The sequence below is a fragment of the Georgenia sp. genome (assembly GCF_054605595.1).
On record NZ_JBTSDU010000005.1, the window covers coordinates 41,769 to 57,329 of the forward strand.

Here is a 15,561-nt window from a genome sequence, read left to right on the forward strand (position 1 = left end):
GTGGCCGACATCGCACGTGGTTCCGAACGATCGGGCGGGCCTCCCCGCTGGTCGAGGCCCTATCGTTAGCGCCATGCGTAGAGCGAAGATCGTGTGCACGATCGGCCCAGCCACCGCGTCCGCCGAGAAGGTCCAGGAGCTGGTCGACGCCGGCATGGACGTCGCCCGGATCAACAGGTCGCACGGTTCGACCGAGGAGCACCAGGCGGTGGCGAACAACGTGCGCGCCGCCGCGCAGGCCTCCGGCCGCGCCGTCGCCGTGCTGGTCGACCTCCAGGGGCCGAAGATCCGGCTCGGCGAGTTCGCGGTGGAGCCCGTCCATCTCAAGGAGGGCGACACCTTCACCATCACCACCGAGGACGTCCTCGGCACCGCCGAGCTGGCCGGCACCACCTACAAGGGTCTGCCCGGCGACTGCAAGCCCGGCGACCGCATCCTCATCGACGACGGCAAGGTCGCGGTGCGCGTCCTCGAGGTCGACGGCCCCCGCGTCATCACGCGCGTCGAGGTCCCCGGCCCCGTCTCCAACCACAAGGGCCTGAACCTGCCCGGCGTGGCCGTCTCGGTGCCGGCGATGTCCGAGAAGGACATCGCGGACCTGCGCTGGGCGCTGCGTATCGGTGCCGACATCATCGCGCTGTCCTTCGTCCGCTCGGCCGCCGACATCGAGGCCGTCCACCAGATCATGGACGAGGAAGGCCGCCGCCTCCCGGTCATCGCCAAGGTCGAGAAGCCGCAGGCGGTCGAGAACCTCCTCGAGATCGTCGACGCGTTCGACGGCATCATGGTCGCCCGTGGCGACCTCGGCGTCGAGCTGCCCCTCGAGCAGGTCCCGCTCGTGCAGAAGCGCGCGGTCGAGCTGGCCCGCCGGTCGGCCAAGCCGGTCATCGTGGCGACGCAGATGCTCGAGTCCATGATCACCAGCCCGCGCCCGACGCGCGCGGAGGCCTCCGACGTCGCCAACGCGATCCTCGACGGAGCCGACGCGGTCATGCTCTCCGGCGAGACCTCTGTGGGCGACTTCCCGATCGAGACCGTCCGGACCATGGCCCGCATCGTGGAGAACACCGAGGAGAACGGCGGCGAGCGCATCGCTCCGCTGGGCTCCAGCCCGCACACGCGCGGTGGCGTCATCACCCGGGCCGCGGCCGAGATCGGCGAGATGCTCGAGGTGAAGTACCTCGTGACCTTCACGCAGTCCGGCGACTCCGCGCGGCGCATGTCACGGCTACGGTCCCCCATCCCGCTGCTCGCGTTCACCCCGGACACCTCGGTGCGCAACCGACTGGCACTCTCCTGGGGCGTGCAGACCTACACCGTGCCCGAGGTGAGCCACACCGACGACATGGTCAACCAGGTCGACCAGCTCCTGCAGACCACCGGGCTGGCGGAGCGTGGTGACCGCGTCGTCATCGTCGCCGGCATGCCCCCCGGTCAGGTCGGCTCGACCAACTCCATCCGCGTGCACAAGATCGGCGAGACCTACAAGAAGCCCTGACCGCTCCGGTCGCGCAGCACACCGCCCCGTGTCCGTTCGTCGGGCACGGGGCGGGTGCGTCCGTTCGTCGGGCCCGGGGCGGGTGCGTCCGGTGCGCGGACTCCTGAGATAGCCTGGCCCTCGCGCTCCTGTGGTGGAACTGGCAGACACACCGCACTCAAAATGCGGCGCCGAAAGGTGTGCGGGTTCGAGTCCCGCCGGGAGCACTCAACTCGTGGAGGCCTCTCGCGCATCGTTGCGGGCACGTACGGCGCCGGTCACGCACCGCCGGGGCCATGGGTGCGGCCGGTCCGCGTGCGATGCGTCACGTCGGGCTTCTCCCGGGCTGTCGCGCGGGCGGATGCCCTATAAGGTTGCCCTCGTGACGAAGCAGCAGAGCGAGAACGGCGGCGACGCCGCCGAGGAGACCACGACCGGGGCGGTCGAGATCGACCTGCCCGGGCCCGAGGCCGGCGCGGCGCCCGAGCCCACGCGCAAGCGTCGGATCGTCGTCGCCGAGGACGAGACCCTCATCCGCCTCGACATCGTCGAGTCCCTCACCGAGGCAGGTTTCGAGGTCGTCGGCGAGGCCGCGAACGGCGAGCAGGCCGTGGCGCTGGCCACCGAGCTTGAGCCCGACGTCGTCGTGATGGACGTCAAGATGCCGGTCATGGACGGCATCACCGCGGCCGAGCGGATCATCGGGGCCCGCACCTGCGCCGTCGTGATGCTCACCGCCTTCTCGCAGAAGGAGCTCGTCGAGCGGGCCCGCGACGCCGGCGCGATGGCCTACGTCGTCAAGCCGTTCACCCCGGCCGACCTGCTGCCCGCCGTGGAGATCGCGATCTCCCGCCACCAGGAGATCACCTCGCTCGAGGCCGAGGTCGCGACCCTCTCCGAGCAGTTCGAGACCCGTAAACGCGTCGACCGGGCCAAGGGCCTGCTCATGACGAAGATGGGTCTGAGCGAGCCGGAGGCGTTCCGGTGGATCCAGAAGACGTCGATGGACCGCCGCCTCACCATGCGCGAGGTCGCCGACGCCGTGATCGAGCAGGTCGGCAGCAAGTAGACCCCCACACTGCCCGACGGGGCCCGGCTCGCCCGAGCCGGGCCCCGTCGGCGTCCACCGGCGCGCGGCGTCGACGCGGCGTTCGGCTGAGCTCGAGGACGCAGCGCTCGGCGTCAGCTCGAGGGCGGCGCGCTCGGCGTCGAGGACGTGCCCCGGCCGGGCGCGGGCAGCACGATGCAGCTGAGACGGGCGGTGCACGTGCGGTGCCCCTCGTCGTCCACGATCGCGATGTCGTAGGAGGTCGTGGTCCGCCCCTCGTGCAACGCCGTCGCCGTACCCGTGACGTAGCCGTCCCGGGCGGCGCGGTGGTGGGTGGCGTTGATCTCCGTGCCGAGCGCGACCCGGCCGGGCCCCGCGTGCAGACCCGCGGCGAAGGATCCGATCGTCTCGGCGAGCACCACCGAGGCGCCGCCGTGCAGCATGCCGAGCGGTTGGGTGTTGCCGGCCACCGGCATCCGGGCGACGACGTGGCCGGGCTCCACCACCAGCAGCTTGATGCCCATCCGCTCGATCAGCGTCCCCGCGCTCAGAGCCTCCCAGCGGGCGATGACGTCCGCGTCCCACACGTTCAGCTCGGTGGTGAGATCGCCCCCGGCGGCACCGCCGCCGGCGGCCGTGGCACGGTCCGCGGACCCGGGCGTCGTCACGGGTTCCGGGCGCGCATCGGGATTCGTCATGGCGCCGACCCTAGTGTAGGTGCCCCCACCGGCCCGGGGCGCCGGCGGGGCGGCGCCGCGGTCGGTCGGGCCGTCTTCGCGATGGCGGCGGCGCACCATAGTGTGTTCGTCGTGACCGACAGCCAGCCCCCGCGCCTCCTCCTCGTCGACGGCCACTCCATGGCCTTCCGGGCGTTCTACGCCCTGCCGCCCGAGAACTTCTCGACGAAGACGGGTCAGGTGACCAACGCGGTCTACGGCTTCTTCTCGATGCTGATCAAGCTGCTCGCCGAGGAGCAGCCCACGCATCTCGCCGTGGCGTTCGACATGTCGGGCGGCACGTTCCGCACCGAGCAGTACGCCGAGTACAAAGCCAACCGGGACGCCGCCCCCGCGCCGTTCCAGGGGCAGGTGCCCCTGATCCAGGAGGTCCTGCGGGCGATGAACGTCCCGTTCCTGGAGAAGCAGAACTACGAGGCGGACGACATCCTCGCCACCCTGGCGACCCGCGCCGCGGCGGCCGGGCAGGAGGTCCTGATCTGCTCCGGAGACCGGGACACCTTCCAGCTCGTCACCGACCAGGTCACCGTCCTCTACCCGATCCGCGGCGTCTCCACGCTCTCGCGGATGACTCCCGAGGCCGTCGAGGAGAAGTACGGAGTGGCGCCCGCGCGGTACCCCGACCTCGCCGCCCTCGTGGGGGAGACGAGCGACAACCTGCCCGGTGTCCCCGGCGTCGGGCCCAAGACGGCGGCGAAGTGGATCGCCCAGTACGACGGGCTCGAGAACGTCGTCGCCCACGCCGACCTCGTCGGTGGCAAGGCGGGGCAGAGCCTGCGGGACAACCTCGACCTGGTGCTGCGCAACCGGCGCCTGAACCGGCTGCTCGTCGACCTCGACCTCTCGACGGGCGTCGACGACCTGGCCCGCCGGCCGCTCGACCGCGAGGCGGTCCACCAGATCTTCGACTCCCTCGAGTTCGACGTCCTGCGGCAGCGGCTCTTCGAGACGCTGCCCGAGGAGGAAGGCGCCGCCCCGGCCGAGGACGTCGAGGTCGACGTCGTCGCCGCAGCCGGCCTCGTGGGGGGCCTGGACGCGTGGCTGGCCGCCCGGAACGGCACCCTGCTCGGCCTGGACGTCACCGGCACGACCGCGCAGGGCAGCGGGGACGCCTGGGCCGTCGCGATCGCGGACGGCGCGGGCAGCGCCGTCACCGTCGATCTCGCCGCGGTGGGCCCGAAGGACGAGACCGCGCTGGCTGCCTGGCTCGCCGACCCGGGCGCCGCCAAAGCCGTGCACGAGGCCAAGAACGCCTGGCACGCCCTGGACGGGCGGAAGCTCATGCTCGACGGCGTCGTCTTCGACACCGCCCTCGCCGCCTACCTGTGCCATCCCGACCAGCGGCGGTACACGCTGGCGGACCTGAGCCTGCGTCACCTCAAGCGCGAGCTGCGCGAGGACGACGAGGCCGACGGCCAGGGCGTGCTCGACCTCGGGGGCGGGGGCGCCGACCAGCACGCCGGGGTGCGGGCGAGCGTCGTCATCGAGCTCGCCGGTGCGCTGAGCGCCGAGCTGGTGGATCGCGGCGCGCACGCGCTGCTCGGTGAGCTCGAGCTGCCCGTCCAGCGGGTGCTCGCACTCATGGAGAAGGCGGGGATCGCCGCCGACGTGGCCAACCTGGAGGAGCTGCACGCGGGCTTCGACCACGCGGTCGAGCGCGCCGCCGCCCTGGCGTTCGAGGCCATCGGGCACGAGGTGAACCTGTCCAGCCCCAAGCAGCTCCAGGACGTGCTGTTCAACGAGCTCGACATGCCCCGGACCAAGCGGACCAAGACCGGCTACACCACTGACGCGGACGCCCTCGTCGAGCTCTACACCAAGACGGAGCACCCGTTCCTCGAGCACCTGCTCGAGCACCGGGACCAGATCCGGCTGCGACAGACCGCCGAGGGGCTGCTGCGCGCCGTCTCCCCGGACGGCCGGATCCACACGACGTTCCACCAGACCATCGCCGCCACCGGCCGGCTCAGCTCGACCGACCCCAACCTCCAGAACATCCCCGTGCGCACGGCGGACGGCCTGCGCGTGCGTGAGGGCTTCGTCGTGGGGGAGGGGTACGAGGCGCTGCTCACCGCCGACTACTCCCAGATCGAGATGCGCATCATGGCGCACCTGTCCGGTGACGCCGGGCTGATCGACGCGTTCCGCTCCGGTGAGGACCTGCACTCCTTCGTCGGCTCCCGGGTGTTCGACGTGCCGACCGACGCCGTCACGCCCGCGCAGCGGAGCAAGATCAAGGCGATGAGCTACGGCCTCGCGTACGGGCTCAGCGCGTTCGGGCTGTCGCGCCAGCTCAAGATCGAGGTGGGTGAGGCGCGCGCCCTCATGGACGGGTACTTCGAACGCTTCGGCGGCGTGCGGGACTACCTGCGCGGCGTCGTCGACGAGGCCCGCAAGACGGGGTACACCGAGACGATCATGGGTCGGCGCCGCTACCTGCCGGACCTGACCAGCGACAACCGGCAGCGCCGCGACATGGCCGAACGGATGGCGCTGAACGCCCCGATCCAGGGCTCGGCCGCCGACCTCATCAAGGTCGCCATGGTCGAGACCCACCGGGCGCTCGGGGCGGCCGGGCTGCGGTCCCGCATCCTGCTGCAGGTGCACGACGAGCTCGTGCTCGAGGTGGCGCCCGGCGAGAGCGACCAGATCGAGGCGATCGTCCGCGAGCAGATGGGCGGGGCGGCCGAGCTCTCCGTCCCGCTGGACGTCTCGGTCGGCACCGGCCGCTCCTGGCGCGACGCCGCACACTGACGGCCGTCAGCGCATCCGCGGGCGGGTCATGCCGGGCGCGGCACCGCTCTCGTGGGGCGTCGTGCGGGTCTTGCGCGTGACGAAGACGGCGGTGCCGGGCACGAGGGCGCCGCGGACCGGGCCCCAGCCGCCCCACACCGAGCGCTCGCCCCCGGGCCACTCCGGCTCGACCACGTCCTCGATCACCAGCCCGGCGGCGACGACGTCGCGGACATGGTCCCCGAACGTGCGGTGGTACTCGGCGTAGAGCGGGGTGCCGGCTTCGTCGGTCTCGACGTAGGGGGTGCGGTCGAAGTACGAGCGGTTCACCGTCAGGCCGTGGGCCGAGGGGTCGTCGGGGAAGGCCCACCGCACCGGATGGGTGACCGAGAAGACCCAGCGGCCGCCGGGGGTGAGCACACGCGCCGCCTCGGCGTGGACGCGACCGGCGTCGGGGACGAACGGGATGGCGCCGAACGCGGTGAACACGACGTCGAACGAGGCGTCCGCGAACGGCAGCGCCCGGGCGTCCGCGAGCACGGTCGGCACCGCGGTCCCGGTCGCGGCGTCCAGCGCGGCCGCTTGCCCCAGCATCCCGGCGGCGACATCGGTCGCGACGGTGTCGACCCCCTGGGTGCGCAGCCAGCGCGAGCACTGCGCCGCCCCGCAGCCGACCTCCAGCACCCGGCTCGTGCGCAGGTCCGCGAGCGGTCCCAGCAGCTGGGCGTCGCGTTCGCGGAGCCCTTCCGGCGACCAGCAGAAGTCCGCGTCGCCGAGGAAGCGGCCGTGCTCGGCCAGGTAGTCGCCCGCCGCCCGGGACCACCACCGGGCGTTCGCGCCGGCGGCCGCGACAGGATCGACGTCGCGGTAGCCGAACCGCGCCGCGCTCGCCGGGCCGGTCCCTGGTGCGGTCCGCGCCGCGTCCTCGTCCACGGGGCCAGTCTGCCGGACCACGACCCGCGCCGCGGCCGGCCGCGCTCGCCCAGGGCCGGCCCCCGGGCGCCGACCGCGGACCCAGGGCCCGGGTGCCGGGCCCGGCAGGGCACTACCCTCGAGGAGGAGTCGGGCTCGGTGCACCGGCCCACGCGACGTCCCCGTCTCCCGTCCTGCAGGAGGATTCATCGTGCGCATCGGCCTCATCACCGGAGGCGGCGACTGCGCCGGCCTCAACGCCGCGATCCGTGCCGTCGTCAAGCACGCGATGGGGGAGTACGGGCACTCGGTGATCGGCTTCCGGAACGGCTGGAAGGGTGTGGCCGAGGGTGACGTGATGACCCTCACGCGTGAGCACATCCGTGGCGTCCTCCCGCTCGGCGGCACGCTGCTCGGCACCGCCCGGTTCCACCCGCACGACGCCGCCGGCGGGCTCGACGCCGTCCAGGCCACGCTCGAGGCGGAACGCATCGACTCCCTCGTGTGCATCGGGGGCGACGGCACGCTGCACGCGGCCAGCAAGGTCGCCGAGCGCGGCATCCACGTCATCGGCATCCCCAAGACCATCGACAACGACGTCGTCGGCACCGACGCGTCCATCGGCTTCCAGACGGCGGTCCACATCGCCACCGAGGCCATCGACCGCCTCCACACCACCGCCGAGTCCCACAACCGCGTGATGGTGGTGGAGGTCATGGGCCGCCACACCGGCTGGATCGCCGTCAACGCGGGCATCGCCGGTGGGGCGGAGGTCGTGCTGGCCCCCGAGCGGCCGTTCGACATGGACGCCCTCGAGAAGTTCCTGCGCCACCGGCACCGGGCGCACGCCTCCTTCTCGATCGTCGTCGTCGCCGAGGGCGCCGTGCCCGCGGCGGGCACCTCCATGACGTACGAGACCCAGCTCGGCAAGTACGGCGAGATCGTCGCGGGCGCCGTCGGGCACCGGGTGGCGGGGGAGATCGCCGCCCGCACCGGGTTCGACACGCGGGTCACCGTGCTCGGCCACGTCCAGCGGGGCGGCACCCCGCTGCCCGCGGACCGGATCCTGGGCTCGCGGTTCGGTTACGCGGCCGTGGAGGCCCTCCAACGCGGCCGGTCCGACGTCATGACCGCGATCCACGGGGAGGACATCGACCTGGTGCCGCTCGCGGACATCGCCGGGCAGGTCAAGCAGGTACCCGAGGAACTGCTCACGGTCGCCCGGGCCCTGGCGTGAGATCTCCAGGGGCCGAGTCCGAGAGCACCCCGGGGCGCGCCGCGTGGTTGCCTGGGCCGGCCGGGCATCGGTAGGATCGCCGTTGGCGTAGTCATGCGCTGCGCCACGCGCTACCGGCACCACTCACCTGTCCGAACTACATCCCTGTCCGCAACGGAGTCCATAGCTCAATGACCATCACTACGCCCACGCAGGCGACGTCCCCCCAGGTTGCCGTCAACGACATCGGCTCGGAGGAAGACTTCCTCGCCGCCATTGACGCCACCATCAAGTACTTCAACGACGGGGACATCGTCGAGGGCACCATCGTCAAGGTCGACCGGGACGAGGTCCTCCTCGACATCGGCTACAAGACCGAGGGCGTCATCCTCTCTCGTGAGCTCTCCATCAAGCACGATGTGAACCCCGACGAGGTCGTCTCCGTCGGCGACCACATCGAGGCGCTCGTCCTCCAGAAGGAGGACAAGGAGGGTCGCCTGCTCCTGTCGAAGAAGCGCGCCCAGTACGAGCGTGCGTGGAGCACCATCGAGCGGATCAAGGAAGAGGACGGCGTCGTCACCGGCACCGTCATCGAGGTCGTCAAGGGTGGCCTCATCCTCGACATCGGCCTGCGTGGCTTCCTCCCCGCCTCTCTCGTGGAGATGCGCCGCGTGCGCGACCTCCAGCCCTATGTGGGCAAGGAGCTCGAGGCGAAGATCATCGAGTTGGACAAGAACCGCAACAACGTCGTCCTCTCCCGTCGCGCCTGGCTCGAGCAGACGCAGTCCGAGGTCCGGTCCCACTTCCTGCAGACCCTGCAGAAGGGTCAGGTCCGCCCCGGCGTCGTCTCCTCGATCGTCAACTTCGGTGCGTTCGTCGACCTCGGTGGCGTGGACGGTCTGGTGCACGTCTCCGAGCTGTCCTGGAAGCACATCGACCACCCGAGCGAGATCGTCGAGGTCGGCCAGGAGGTCACCGTCGAGGTCCTCGACGTCGACATGGACCGTGAGCGGGTCTCCCTCTCGCTCAAGGCCACGCAGGAAGACCCGTGGCAGGCCTTCGCCCGGACGCACGCCATCGGTCAGGTCGTGCCCGGCAAGGTCACGAAGCTGGTCCCCTTCGGTGCGTTCGTGCGCGTCGAGGACGGTATCGAGGGCCTCGTGCACATCTCCGAGCTGGCCCAGCGCCACGTCGAGCTGCCCGAGCAGGTCGCAAAGGTCGGCGACGACGTGTTCGTCAAGGTCATCGACATCGACCTCGAGCGTCGCCGCATCTCGCTCTCGCTGAAGCAGGCGAACGAGGGTGTCGACCCGACCAGCGACGACTTCGACCCGTCGATGTACGGCATGGCCGCGGAGTACGACGAGCAGGGTGCCTACAAGTACCCCGAGGGCTTCGACCCCGAGACCAACGAGTGGCTCGAGGGCTACGAGACCCAGCGCGAGGCGTGGGAGGCGGAGTACGCCAAGGCCCAGGCTCGCTGGGAGGCACACAAGAAGCAGGTGGCCGAGGCGATGAACGCCGACGCGGACGCTGCCGACGGCACCACCTCCACCTCAACCTCCAGCTCCGCCCCGGCCGGCCCGACGTCCTACACCTCGGCCCCGGTCGAGGCGCACGGCACGCTCGCGTCCGACGAGGCGCTCGCCGCGCTGCGCGAGAAGCTCACCGGCAACTGATCGGACCACCGATCAGCAGCTGACCGGCACGGCGAGGCCCGTCACCCGTTCGCGGGTGGCGGGCCTCGCGCGTGCCCTCTTCCACCCGTCGCGGGCCGGTTAGGCTGGCCCCCATGCCCCCTGAACAGCACTCGCCGACCAGCGCCGGGCCGGTCCTCGTGCGTGAGCGCCGCCGCCACGACCTCGCCGTGCGGCACCTGAGGGTGGCCCGCACCGAGCGGCTCACCGCCCAGCTGCTCCGTGTCACGCTCACCGGCGACGAGCTCGCCGGCCTCGTCGCCGACGGCCCCACCGACCACGTCAAGCTCTTCGTCCCCGACCCGGCCACCGGCGTCCTGCACGCCCCCACGGTCGGCCTGGAGGGGATGGTCCGCCCGGAGCTGCCGCCCGTGGTCCGCGACTACACCCCACGCGCCGTCCGGCCCGGCGAGCTCGACATCGACTTCGTGCTGCACGCCACGCCGGGGCCGGTCTCGGCCTGGGCCGCGGCAGCCGCCGTCGGTGACGCGGTCGCGGTGGCGGGGCCGCGCAGCTCGCAGCTCGCCCCGCGGGGCGCCGACCACCTCCTCCTCGGCGGCGACGAGTCCGCACTCCCGGTCCTGGCCCGGTGGCTGGAGATGATCCCCGCCGGCATCCCCGTCGACGTTCTCGTCGAGCTCTCGGACCCCGACGCGGAGTCCTATCTCGCCGCCGTCGCCCGGCCCGAGCACGACGTCCGCCACCTCTACCGTGGCGACGCCGCCCCGGGCACGACGACGCTCCTCGTCGATGCCGCCCGTGACCTGCCGGTCCGGGACGGCACCGGCTACGCCTGGTTCGGCGGTGAGGCCGGTTCGCTCGTGCTGGTGCGGCGCTGGCTGCGCGGAGGATCCGCGTTCGCACCGGCCAACGTCAAGGTCTCCGGGTACTGGAAGCGCGGCGAGGTCGCCCACGACCACCACGCCCCCATCGACCCCGAGGACCCGGAGAACTAGTGTTCACCGTCGGACTCACCGGCGGTATCGGGTCGGGCAAGTCCACCGTCGCGCGCCAGCTCGCCACGCTGGGCGCGGTGGTCATCGACGCCGACCAGATCGCGCGCGACGTCGTCGCCCCGGGGACACCCGGGCTGCGCGCCGTCGTCGCGGCGTTCGGCACCGGCATCCTCGACGACGACGGCGCGCTCGACCGGGCCGCGCTGGGCCGTCTCGTGTTCGCCGATGAGTCGGCACGGCGCCGCCTCGGCGCGATCACGCACCCGCTGATCGGCGCCGAGAGCGCGCGGCGTGCCCGGCAGGCGCCCGCCGACGCCGTCGTCGTGCACGACGTGCCGCTCATCGTCGAGAACGGGCTGGCGGAGCATTACGACCTCGTCGTGGTGGTCGGCGCCGACGCCGCGACGCGTCTCGCCCGGCTGGTCCGCGACCGGGGGATGACGCCGCAGGACGCGCGGGCGCGTATCGACGCCCAGGCCACGGACGAGGCACGACGAGCCGTGGCCGACGTCTGGTTGGACAACTCCGGCACCCCGGCGGAGTTGGCGGCCGCGGTGCGCGAGCTCTGGGTCGAACGCCTCCGGCCCGCGGTCGGCAGGCCGTAACACCCCCGGGCGGCACACCGGCACGGGCGGCCCATCACCGGGCGCTCCTGGGGGTCTCGCCGGTCGGGGACACCGGCCGGACGGGTTGGAGACAACCGACTGGTGCCGAGACGGGGGGCGTGCTCGTGAAGATATTGGTTGGGGTAACCTCACCAACGGATGGCGCGACAGCCGACCGGGCCGGGCGGACGATGCGAACACCGGACCGGTGGGCGACCCGAGGAGGAGAGATGGTCGACGAGGCCACGGAGCGGGTTCAGGCGGCCTTCGCCGCGCTGATGTGGTGGTTGAGCCGGAGCGGTGTCCGCCGGCGCTTCTGGGCCGGCAAGGACATCGCGCTCTCACCGACCGACGCGTGGTTGCTGGAGGCGCTGCACGAACGTGGGCCGATGCGGGTGTCCTCCCTCGCAGCGTGGCAGGGCGTGGACAAGTCCACCGTGACGCCCCAGGTCCGCCGGCTCGAGCGCGCCGGGCGCGTGGACCGCACACCGGACCCGGATGACGGGCGCGCCAGCCTGCTCAGGCTGTCCGCGCGCGGCGCGGCGGTCCGGGAGCACGCGCGCGCCTCGGGCGCCGCGCTGCTCGAGGAGCACCTCGCCATGTTCGACGACGCCGAGCGCCGCACCTTCGCCGATCTGCTCAGCAGGTTCGCGGCGGGCCTGGACGCAGGGCGCTGACCGGCGCCCCCCGAGGTCGCCGAGCCGACGTACGGTTGATTCATGCGACCGGTGACCGACCTCCAGCGCTCCGTCGCCCCGTTCGAGGTCATCTCTGACTACACCCCGTCGGGGGACCAGCCCACCGCCATCGCGGACCTGACCGCCCGGATCAACGCCGGGGAGAAGGACATCGTCCTGCTCGGCGCCACGGGGACCGGTAAGTCCGCCACGACGGCCTGGATGATCGAGCAGCTTCAGCGCCCCACGCTGGTGATGGCTCCCAACAAGACCCTCGCCGCACAGCTGGCCACCGAGTTCCGCGAGCTCCTGCCGAACAATGCCGTCGAGTATTTCGTCTCGTACTACGACTACTACCAGCCCGAGGCGTACATCCCGCAGTCGGACACGTACATCGAGAAGGACTCCTCCATCAACGACGAGGTCGAGCGCCTGCGGCACAGCGCCACCAACTCGCTGCTCACCCGCCGCGACGTCGTCGTCGTCGCATCCGTCTCCTGCATCTACGGCCTGGGCACGCCGCAGGAGTACGTGGACCGGATGGTCCAGCTCAAGGTGGGCGACCGGGTGGACCGCGACCAGCTCCTGCGCCAGTTCGTCACGATGCAGTACCTCCGCAACGACGTGGCCTTCACCCGGGGCACCTTCCGGGTGCGCGGCGACACCGTCGAGATCATTCCCGTGTACGAGGAGCTCGCCATCCGGATCGAGCTCTTCGGGGACGAGATCGACGGGTTGAGCACACTCCACCCGCTGACCGGTGAGGTGGTGCGCACCGAGGAGGCCGTCCATCTCTTTCCCGCCACGCACTACGTGGCCGGTCCGGAGCGGATGGAGCGGGCCGTCGTCGGGATCGAGGCCGAGCTCGCCGAGCGGCTCGACGAGCTGGAGCGGCAGAACAAGCTCCTCGAGGCACAGCGGCTGCGCATGCGGACCACGTACGACCTGGACATGATGCGGCAGATCGGTACCACCTCCGGCATCGAGAACTACTCCCGCCACATCGACGGGCGTGGCCCCGGCACGGCGCCCAACACGCTCCTGGACTACTTCCCCGAGGACTTCGTGCTCGTCATCGACGAGTCGCACGTCACGGTGCCGCAGATCGGCGCCATGTACGAGGGGGACATGTCCCGCAAGCGGACGCTGGTCGACCACGGGTTCCGGCTCCCGTCGGCGATGGACAACCGACCGCTGCGCTGGGAGGAGTTCCTCGAGCGCATCGGGCAGACCGTGTACCTCTCGGCCACCCCTGGCTCGTACGAGCTGAGCCAGTCCGACGGCGTCGTCGAGCAGATCATCCGGCCCACCGGCCTGGTGGACCCCGAGGTGGTCGTGAAGCCCACCACGGGGCAGATCGACGACCTGCTGGGCGAGATCCGGGCTCGCACCGAGCGGGACGAGCGCGTGCTCGTGACCACGCTGACGAAGAAGATGGCGGAGGACCTCACCGACTACCTCCTCGAGCGGGGCGTCCGCGTGCAGTACCTGCACTCCGACGTCGACACCCTGCGCCGCGTCGAGCTCCTGCGCGAGCTGCGGCTCGGCCAGTTCGACGTGCTCGTCGGCATCAACCTCCTGCGCGAGGGCCTGGACCTGCCCGAGGTCTCGCTCGTGGCGATCCTCGACGCCGACAAGGAGGGCTTCCTGCGCTCGGCGACGTCCCTCATCCAGACCATCGGCCGCGCCGCGCGCAACGTGTCCGGTCAGGTGCACATGTATGCGGACACGATCACCCGGTCGATGGCCCAGGCCATCGACGAGACGACCCGTCGCCGGGAGAAGCAGGTCGCCTACAACACCGCGAACGGCATCGAGCCGACGGCGCTGCGCAAGCGGATCGCCGACGTCACCGACATGCTCGCCCGCGAGGACATCGACACCGCCGAGCTGCTCGAGGGCGGGTACCGCGGCGCCGGCAAGGGACCCGGGGGCAGGGACCGCAAGAAGGCCGGGCTGTCGGCGCGGGAACGGCTCGCCGGCGCCGCGGCCAGTGACCTCGCGCAGCTCATCCAGGAGCTCTCGGCGCAGATGCACGCCGCTGCCGAGGAACTGCAGTTCGAGCTCGCGGCGCGGCTGCGCGACGAGATCGGCGACCTCAAGAAGGAGCTCCGGCAGATGACCGCGGCGAACGCCTGACGCGCCGTCGCGGGCGCTCCCGCGGTGCGGCCCTGACCGGCCCGTGCGCCGCGCCAACACGTGGCGGGGTACATCCTGTATGTCCGATGGCGCCCTGGGGCACGCTGGCTGGGCGTTCTCCCGTGCCGTACAGTGAACCGCGCGGAGGGGAGTATTCCCCCAACAGTGGTGCCGTCATCACGGCGGGCGAGAGTGCCCGCTCGGTACCACCGGCCAGGCCCTCGGCGGTCGTCACCCACCCAGGTCGGTTGGCGGACTGCCCGTTCCAGGCGGAAGAGACCTCCGGTACCTGCCCCTACGTACCGGAGGAATTGTGGAAGTTCACGCGCTCGGCTGGATTATCCTCATCGCCATCGTCGTCGTGATGATCACGGTCGACATCGTCGGCCACGTCCACACCCCGCACGCCCCGTCCATGAAGGAGGCGGCGTGGTGGTCCGTCGCCTACGTCGCCATGGCGATCCTGTTCGGGGTGGTCATCTGGCTCATCTACGGCAGCCAGTACGGCGGCGAGTACTTCGCCGGCTACGTCACCGAGAAGAGCCTGTCGGTCGACAACCTCTTCGTCTGGGTGATCATCATCGCCGCCTTCCGGATCCCCCGGAAGTACCAGCAGGAGGTCCTGCTCGCGGGCATCATCATCGCCCTCGTCCTACGTTTCACCTTCATCATGCTCGGCGCCGCGGCCATCGAGACCTTCTCCTGGGCCTTCTACATCTTCGGAGCCTTCCTCATCTACACGGCCGTCGCGCAGGCCAGGGAAGGCGTCGAGAAGCCCGACGAGCACGACGAGTACCAGGAGAACGGGTTCGTCCGCATGGTGCGCCGCTTCGTCCCGGTGACCGAGGGCTTCGTCGGCGGCAAGCTCGTCCACCGGCACGCAGGCAAGACCTTCATCACCCCGATGCTCCTCGCCGTGCTCGCGGTCGGCAGTGCGGACGTCCTGTTCGCGGTCGACTCGATCCCCGCCATCTTCGGCCTCACACAGGAGCCGTACCTCGTCTTCGCCGCCAACGCGTTCTCCCTGCTCGGGCTGCGCCAGCTGTACTTCCTCATCGATGGGTTGCTCGACAAGCTCGTCTACCTCCACTACGGCCTGGCGCTCATCCTCGGCTTCATCGGCGTCAAGCTCGTCATCCACGCCCTGCACACCAACGAGCTCGGCTTCATCAACGGTGGCGCGGAGTGGCTCGGTGTTCCCGAACCGTCCACGGCGTTCTCCCTGCTCTGGATCCTCGGCGTCCTGCTCGTCACCGTCCTGGCGAGCGTCACGCGGAACCGGAAGGACGCGCGGCTCGCGGCAGAGAACGACCCGGCTGCCGTGGGGGCCCGTTCGACCACCCTCGCGAACCGCCCCCACGGCA

The 15,561-nt window shown here is 71.3% G+C and carries 12 protein-coding genes and 1 tRNA gene; 11 read left to right on the forward strand and 2 right to left on the reverse strand.

The annotated features are described in order from the left end of the window. Window positions 1–73: 73 nt before the first annotated feature. From pyk to ACYC1Z_RS01480, 3 genes are all read left to right on the forward strand, one after another. A complete protein-coding gene (gene pyk / locus ACYC1Z_RS01470) occupies window positions 74–1,498 on the forward strand; it encodes a pyruvate kinase (protein ID WP_461407785.1) in 1,425 nt (474 codons plus the stop codon). Between the two features lie 124 nt (window positions 1,499–1,622). Beyond that, a tRNA-Leu gene (locus tag ACYC1Z_RS01475) sits at window positions 1,623–1,704 on the forward strand. Between the two features lie 134 nt (window positions 1,705–1,838). Continuing rightward, a complete protein-coding gene (locus tag ACYC1Z_RS01480) occupies window positions 1,839–2,546 on the forward strand; it encodes an ANTAR domain-containing response regulator (RefSeq protein ID WP_461407786.1) in 708 nt (235 codons plus the stop codon). 113 nt (window positions 2,547–2,659) lie between these two features. Here the strand turns inward: ACYC1Z_RS01480 and ACYC1Z_RS01485 are convergent, their stop codons facing one another. Continuing rightward, window positions 2,660–3,223 (reverse strand): hotdog fold thioesterase, encoded by a 564-nt coding sequence (locus tag ACYC1Z_RS01485; protein WP_461407787.1) that lies wholly within the window; start codon window positions 3,221–3,223, stop codon window positions 2,660–2,662. 81 nt (window positions 3,224–3,304) lie between these two features. On the opposite strand from ACYC1Z_RS01485, the gene polA reads away from it, so the two are divergent. Then, window positions 3,305–6,016, forward strand: a complete 2,712-nt coding sequence (polA, locus tag ACYC1Z_RS01490) for a DNA polymerase I (protein WP_461407788.1) — start codon at window positions 3,305–3,307, stop codon at window positions 6,014–6,016. A gap of 6 nt (window positions 6,017–6,022) precedes the next feature. Here polA and ACYC1Z_RS01495 read toward each other — a convergent pair whose 3' ends face one another. Continuing rightward, window positions 6,023–6,928: a class I SAM-dependent methyltransferase gene (locus ACYC1Z_RS01495; protein WP_461407789.1), complete on the reverse strand. Its 906-nt coding sequence runs from the start codon at window positions 6,926–6,928 to the stop codon at window positions 6,023–6,025. A 190-nt stretch (window positions 6,929–7,118) separates the two neighbouring features. Between ACYC1Z_RS01495 and ACYC1Z_RS01500 the strand changes: the two genes are divergently transcribed. The 7 genes from ACYC1Z_RS01500 to ACYC1Z_RS01530 form a co-directional block, all read left to right on the forward strand. Then, a complete protein-coding gene (locus tag ACYC1Z_RS01500) occupies window positions 7,119–8,144 on the forward strand; it encodes a 6-phosphofructokinase (protein WP_461407790.1) in 1,026 nt (341 codons plus the stop codon). A 170-nt stretch (window positions 8,145–8,314) separates the two neighbouring features. Beyond that, window positions 8,315–9,802, forward strand: a complete 1,488-nt coding sequence (gene rpsA / locus ACYC1Z_RS01505) for a 30S ribosomal protein S1 (RefSeq protein ID WP_461407791.1) — start codon at window positions 8,315–8,317, stop codon at window positions 9,800–9,802. 113 nt (window positions 9,803–9,915) lie between these two features. Further along, entirely contained in the window at window positions 9,916–10,776 is an 861-nt protein-coding gene (locus tag ACYC1Z_RS01510; RefSeq protein ID WP_461407792.1) for a siderophore-interacting protein, read from the forward strand. After that, window positions 10,776–11,381, forward strand: coding sequence for a dephospho-CoA kinase (coaE, locus tag ACYC1Z_RS01515; protein WP_461407793.1), 606 nt, complete (start codon window positions 10,776–10,778; stop codon window positions 11,379–11,381). The genes ACYC1Z_RS01510 and coaE overlap by 1 nt, the downstream gene beginning before the upstream one ends. A 230-nt stretch (window positions 11,382–11,611) precedes the next feature. Next, entirely contained in the window at window positions 11,612–12,058 is a 447-nt protein-coding gene (locus ACYC1Z_RS01520) for a MarR family winged helix-turn-helix transcriptional regulator (RefSeq protein ID WP_461407794.1), read from the forward strand. A gap of 42 nt (window positions 12,059–12,100) precedes the next feature. Next, complete coding sequence (gene uvrB / locus ACYC1Z_RS01525) at window positions 12,101–14,197, forward strand: excinuclease ABC subunit UvrB (protein WP_461407795.1); 2,097 nt, start codon at window positions 12,101–12,103, stop codon at window positions 14,195–14,197. 313 nt (window positions 14,198–14,510) lie between these two features. Continuing rightward, window positions 14,511–15,561, forward strand: a 1,051-nt coding sequence (locus ACYC1Z_RS01530; RefSeq protein ID WP_461407796.1) for a TerC family protein, incomplete at its 3' end; no start/stop codon positions are given.

Bases quoted from the DNA above. Each gene is read 5' to 3' on its own strand.
- pyk (WP_461407785.1), top strand. From the start codon at position 74: ATGCGTAGAGCGAAGATCGTGTGCACGATCGGCCCAGCCACCGCGTCC.
- ACYC1Z_RS01480 (WP_461407786.1), top strand. From the start codon at position 1,839: ATGCCCTATAAGGTTGCCCTCGTGACGAAGCAGCAGAGCGAGAACGGC.
- ACYC1Z_RS01485 (WP_461407787.1), bottom strand. From the start codon at position 3,223: ATGACGAATCCCGATGCGCGCCCGGAACCCGTGACGACGCCCGGGTCC.
- polA (WP_461407788.1), top strand. From the start codon at position 3,305: ATGGCGGCGGCGCACCATAGTGTGTTCGTCGTGACCGACAGCCAGCCC.
- rpsA (WP_461407791.1), top strand. From the start codon at position 8,315: ATGACCATCACTACGCCCACGCAGGCGACGTCCCCCCAGGTTGCCGTC.
- ACYC1Z_RS01510 (WP_461407792.1), top strand. From the start codon at position 9,916: ATGCCCCCTGAACAGCACTCGCCGACCAGCGCCGGGCCGGTCCTCGTG.
- ACYC1Z_RS01520 (WP_461407794.1), top strand. From the start codon at position 11,612: ATGGTCGACGAGGCCACGGAGCGGGTTCAGGCGGCCTTCGCCGCGCTG.
- uvrB (WP_461407795.1), top strand. From the start codon at position 12,101: ATGCGACCGGTGACCGACCTCCAGCGCTCCGTCGCCCCGTTCGAGGTC.